The organism is Candidatus Sodalis sp. SoCistrobi (assembly GCF_900143145.1).
GTDB lineage: Bacteria > Pseudomonadota > Gammaproteobacteria > Enterobacterales > Enterobacteriaceae > SoCistrobi.
This window is the reverse complement of record NZ_FRDB01000209.1, coordinates 1-4,993: the sequence shown is the minus strand read 5'-3', so window position 1 is coordinate 4,993 and position 4,993 is coordinate 1. Positions and strand designations below refer to the sequence as shown.

Annotated in this window: 4 protein-coding genes and 2 pseudogenes; 2 read left to right on the top strand and 4 right to left on the bottom strand. The window is 55.2% G+C overall.

The annotated features are described in order from the left end of the window. Positions 1–232, bottom strand: a pseudogene (locus tag CINSTRO3249_RS17710) (hypothetical protein); the annotation flags it as partial. Positions 233–253: 21 nt separating this feature from the next. Here CINSTRO3249_RS17710 and CINSTRO3249_RS12695 point away from each other — a divergent pair. Further along, a pseudogene (locus CINSTRO3249_RS12695) lies at positions 254–751 on the top strand (TRCF domain-containing protein); the annotation flags it as partial. A gap of 95 nt (positions 752–846) precedes the next feature. Here the strand turns inward: CINSTRO3249_RS12695 and CINSTRO3249_RS12690 are convergent. Beyond that, positions 847–1,386: a glycine zipper 2TM domain-containing protein gene (locus CINSTRO3249_RS12690; protein WP_074013545.1), complete on the bottom strand. Its 540-nt coding sequence runs from the start codon at positions 1,384–1,386 to the stop codon at positions 847–849. Positions 1,387–1,726: 340 nt separating this feature from the next. Between CINSTRO3249_RS12690 and CINSTRO3249_RS17895 the strand changes: the two genes are divergently transcribed. Continuing rightward, positions 1,727–1,855 (top strand): hypothetical protein, encoded by a 129-nt coding sequence (locus tag CINSTRO3249_RS17895; protein WP_256381674.1) that lies wholly within the window; start codon positions 1,727–1,729, stop codon positions 1,853–1,855. Positions 1,856–2,112: 257 nt separating this feature from the next. Here the strand turns inward: CINSTRO3249_RS17895 and CINSTRO3249_RS12685 are convergent, their stop codons facing one another. Together CINSTRO3249_RS12685 and ycfP are read right to left on the bottom strand one after the other, a co-directional pair. Next, a complete protein-coding gene (locus CINSTRO3249_RS12685; RefSeq protein ID WP_074013544.1) occupies positions 2,113–3,417 on the bottom strand; it encodes an NAD(P)/FAD-dependent oxidoreductase in 1,305 nt (434 codons plus the stop codon). 189 nt (positions 3,418–3,606) lie between these two features. Next, the gene (gene ycfP, locus CINSTRO3249_RS12680; protein ID WP_074013543.1) at positions 3,607–4,149 is read right to left on the bottom strand and encodes an alpha/beta hydrolase YcfP; all 543 of its coding nucleotides are present in this window, start codon (positions 4,147–4,149) and stop codon (positions 3,607–3,609) included. Between the last annotated feature and the right edge of the window lie 844 nt (positions 4,150–4,993).

Below are 4,993 nucleotides of genomic sequence, written 5' to 3'. Positions count from 1 at the left end.
GCTCATTGAGTTGACTGAAGCTAATTCGCTTATTATTCAGAAAACGCCAGACAGCTTGGGTAGTTGCGAAAGTTGATTTTTGAGCACTTGCGAGGTCTTTAACCGCAGAAGCAAGAAGAGCCGCGGGTGTCATATGCTGTTTAACCAGCGTCTGATATCGGCGGGTAAGGCGAGAGTCAATCCCGCCAACAGATAGGTTGAAATCATTCTGCAAAGTAATAACAGGTATCACGATAAATGTGTAGATACCTATGCCCTTAAGGCCGGTCGCGAACCGTCGCTGGAGGATCTCACCCGTCAGCTGACCGAGGTGGAACTGCGCATGCCCGCCCTGCTGCCGGAAGAGTATGTCCCCGACGTCAACACCCGCCTGTCGCTGTATAAGCGGATTGCCAGCGCCGCCGACGATCGTGAAATCGAAGATCTGAAAGTGGAACTCATCGATCGCTTCGGCCTGCTGCCGGATCCAGCGCGCTATTTGCTGGCGATAGCCGGCCTGCGACAGCGGGCGCAAAGTCTGGGGATCCGGCGCATTGAGGGCAGCGATAAAGGGGGCTTTATCGAATTCAGCGCCACCAACCGCGTCGATCCTGCCTATCTTATTGGCCTGCTGACGCGCGAGGTGGGCACCTATCGGCTGGACGGTCCGACCCGCTTGAAATTTATCCGCGACCTCACCGATCGCACGGCGCGCCTGCAGTTTGTCGACGGCTTGCTACGGGAACTGCAGCAGCATACGTTGAGCGCCTAAGATGCGCTAACGCCGCGCCAGGATGCACACCCGACGCGGCGTCACAGCGCCTGATGGCGGCGGTGGTGGCGGTGCCGAACCGCAACCCACCCACCTTAGGCCTGGTCGTTCAACACCAGTTGACCGTTGCGATCCAGGGGGATTTTGGTACCCGGATCGTGGTCCATGCGGATTTTACCTTGCTGATCGCCAATTTTATACGTGACGTCATATCCCAGCAGTTTCTGCGATTTGTCATACACCGTCTGGCAACGCTGGCGATTGGTGGTATAGGTATCGCGATCCTGCAGATTGCCTTGAACCTGATTGCCCGCATAGCCACCCGCCAGGGCGCCGGCTACGGTAGCGACATCCCTGCCCCGTCCGCCGCCGAACTGATGGCCGAGAACCCCACCGGCCACGGCGCCCAATACCGAACCGGCGATTTTGTTCTCATCCTGCACCGGGCGGCGGTGGGTCACGCTGACCGTGCGGCACTCCTGACGCGGCGTTTTAATCGTTTCATTGATGGGCGATGCCGCGACGACTTGGGCGTATTTCGGGCTGGAGGAAAACACATCCAGCCCCGCGACCGCCGCGATACCCGACGCGGCGGCAATACCAATGCCGACGCCTGCCAATAATGATTTATTCACGGAGAACCTCCTGACAATTATCACGCACCCGCTAACGGTGAACGGACGCATAACCCTAGCTTCCTTTTAACCGCAAGCGTAACCCGAGCCTTGGCGCTCCTCCCGGATGGCAAGCGTGGCACCCCCGGGATAACTCAAAGTCTGCCCAAGGAAAGCGTTAGCGGCAATAAGATTTAGGGCGAAAAAAGGCTACTCTGTTGGCACTTCAAGCGCTTTGGGATGATTCCTAACCCCACAAAGCGTTACGACGCTATTTTCTGCTGCCACGATCCGGCGTACGTCTGGCTTTTCACTGGCAACGGTGAACGCACGGCTGGCATGAACTGGTAACAATGAACGCATGGCTGGCTGTGACCTGCCCGACGGCAAACGCGCGGCTGGCTGTGGCCTGCACGACGGCAAACGCACGGCTGGCTGCGACCTCTATGACGACGAACGCACGGCGCGGCGTTTACCGGCCTGCGGCTGAGAGATACACCCGCATGCCGTCGGGGGGATAGACTTTGGACTCACGGCCCGCACAGCGGGTAAAAGCGCAAAGACGGCGAAGGGGCTAAGGGAAACGGCACCGGCGCGAAAAGCCGCGTTATCACTACTTTGCCGAACGCGCGCCTGGACCCACCGGCCCGGCGCAATATGCCCGTGCGCCGGGCCGGTTGACAGCGGATGGCGGACGGCGGATGGCGACGGGCCGACAAGACAACCCTCGACATCGCCGCGCCGCAATCAATGGAGTTTGAGGTGTGGGCGGATCACGCGGTTGATTCTACCGACCAACATAATCAAGCCGGTTTTGATATACCCATGCAGCGCAATTTGGTGCATCCGATACAGCGAAATGTAAACCGCGCGGGCAATGCGCCCTTCTATCATCATCGAACCGCGCATCAGGTTGCCCATCAGGCTGCCAACGGTACTAAAACGTGACAGCGACACCAGCGAACCATGATCTTTGTAGCGATAGGCTTTCAGCGGTTGCCCGCGCAGCAGCGCCAGAATATTACCGTGGGCGCGCGAGGCCATTTGATGCGCCGCCTGGGCGCGCGGCGGCACCACTCCGCCGGAGGGCGTCGCGCAGGACGCGCAATCGCCGATAGCAAAAATAGCCGGGTCGCGCGTGGTCTGTAGCGTCGGCTCAACCACCAATTGATTAATGCGATTGGTTTCCAGACCGGCGATATCCTTCATAAAATCCGGCGCTTTGATGCCGGCGGCCCACACCATCAATTCGGCCTGAAGATATTCGCCATCTTTAGTATGCAGCCCGCCCGCATCAGCGCTGGTGACCATGGTTTTGGTCAACACCCTAACGCCCAGCTTGGTCAACTCCTGATGCGCGGCGGCGGAAATGCGTGGCGGCAGGGCCGGTAAAATACGTTCACCCGCCTCCACCAGCGTGACGTTCAATGCCTGATTGTCGAGCCCTTTGAAGCCATAGCTATGCAACTGCTGAACCGCATTATGCAGCTCGGCCGATAATTCGACGCCGGTGGCGCCACCGCCGACAATGGCGATATTCACTTTCCCTTCCAGGTCGCCCTTGGCAGAAAATTTCAAAAACAGATTAAGCATTTCATTGTGGAAACGCTGCGCCTGGCGCGGATTATCGAGGAAAATACAATGTTCTTTAACGCCGGCGGTGCCAAAATCGTTCGAGGTGCTGCCGAGCGCCAGCACCAGAATGTCATAGTCCAGCCGGCGAGCGGGCACCAGCAGCGCGCCCTGATCGTCGCGGATTTCATCCAGCAGCACCTGTTGCTGCTCACGATCAATGTCGCTCATACAGCCAAGCTGAAACACAAACGCATGATTGCGGGCATGGGCCATGTAACTCAGAGCATCCACCCCCTCATCCAGCGAGCCGGTGGCCACCTCATGCAGTAACGGTTTCCATAAGTGGCTATGGTTGCGATCCACAAGCATAATCATCGCCCGCTTGCGCCGCCCCAGCTTACGCCCCAGGCTGGTCGCCAGCTCCAACCCACCGGCGCCACCGCCGATAATGACAATCTTCTTCAGTGCTGTGGTCAAAATGCCCCCTAAATGTAAACCGTTCGTTAACTAAGCGTAAATAAAAAACATCCTTAGATAACATAGGGTTATATCTTAATGCGCTCTTGGCGCCAGAATACCATGGGAGGTCATTTGGTCATACCAAAATTGATATGAATCAATTTTTTTCAGCCTGTTCCTATCGCCGTTGTCGCCCAACGTCCGGCCTTAGCCTAACGATTTGAAGGCCAGCAGGCGCTGTAGATGGGAAGAAATATTTTTAAATTTATGGCCTTCGTGCTCATCCCAGATAATTTCATAGAAGGGAGAAAGCAGCCCGGCACTGCGATTTACGTCCAGCGCATCATCTTGACGCGACAAAAGCACCAGACAACGGTCGCGATTTTTTTCGCGGAAATTGTCCACGCATTTGGTGGCGATATCCACGTACTCCTCGGGTCGGTCGATTTTACCCGGCATATTCTCTTGCGGAAAAAGATTGGGATTAAGGATAACCTGACGCATGTCGCATAAAAAACCGATGCGCTCCGCCCAAAACCCGCCCAGACCGACGCCGCAGATGAGCGGCCGCTCGTCGTCGGTCAATTGCTGCATTTTATCCACTTCCTTAAGCAGATGCTGCATATCGTGACGGGGATGGCGGGTACTGTAACTGATAAGCCGCACATCGGGATCGATGAACTGCAATTGCAGCACCTTTTCGTGATTGCCAGGGCTGGTGGCATCAAAACCGTGCAGATAAATAATCATCGTTTTCCTCTTCCTTTGGGTTCGACGGCGCGGGGCGGCAATCGCAACATTGAGGTTACAACGCTCGCCGCCCGGCAACATTGATCGATGACAGATTCTCTCGCTAAGGCGCCGACCGGCAGCCAAGGTTCCCGGCGCCGCCCCGGCGTAAACACGTCAACCGCCGCAGGCGCAGGGCAGCATGCGGCCACGCCCCGTCTCAGTATAAACCCTATTATGCGTCAGGGTATCGCCCGCTGCATGCTCTTCTTGCCAGCGCGTGACAATCTTCGAGCTGAAGACCGGTTGCAAATGTGTCAAAGATGTGCCGATGACAGGCCACTCGGGCAGTAAACGTTTCCCGATGCCACACAGGCGAGATTATCCAGTTAACAGTCGATAAGGGGATGCCTTAAATACGTTTCATAACAACCGAAGTTCTCAAAGCGCTTAATCCGTAGATAACGTTAATCAGTTTTTATAAAAAATCGTTAAACACCTGGCTATTGGCAATAATAACTTGCAACAATGCGTCTTATTCATCGGCCGTACAAAACAACTGCCCACTTCAGCAAGGTATTTCATATAATGCGACAACTGATGGTAACTACTACGATTATATTTTTAAATTATTATCATCACAAACACGGTGAACATTAGGCCTGCCTTTTTCGTTGCCCAATAAAACCACCCGGGCAGAAATAGTTCCCACCTTGCTGCTAACGCCTGATTCTCTACCTTATATCTTGATCATTGACTTTCAAAGGTTAATGATCCCCAACTGATCATTGGGATGTTACCGGTGAGTTTGTACTCTGCCTTAAGCTTACAGCTTGTACGTCAGATTAAACCCTGGTGACATATT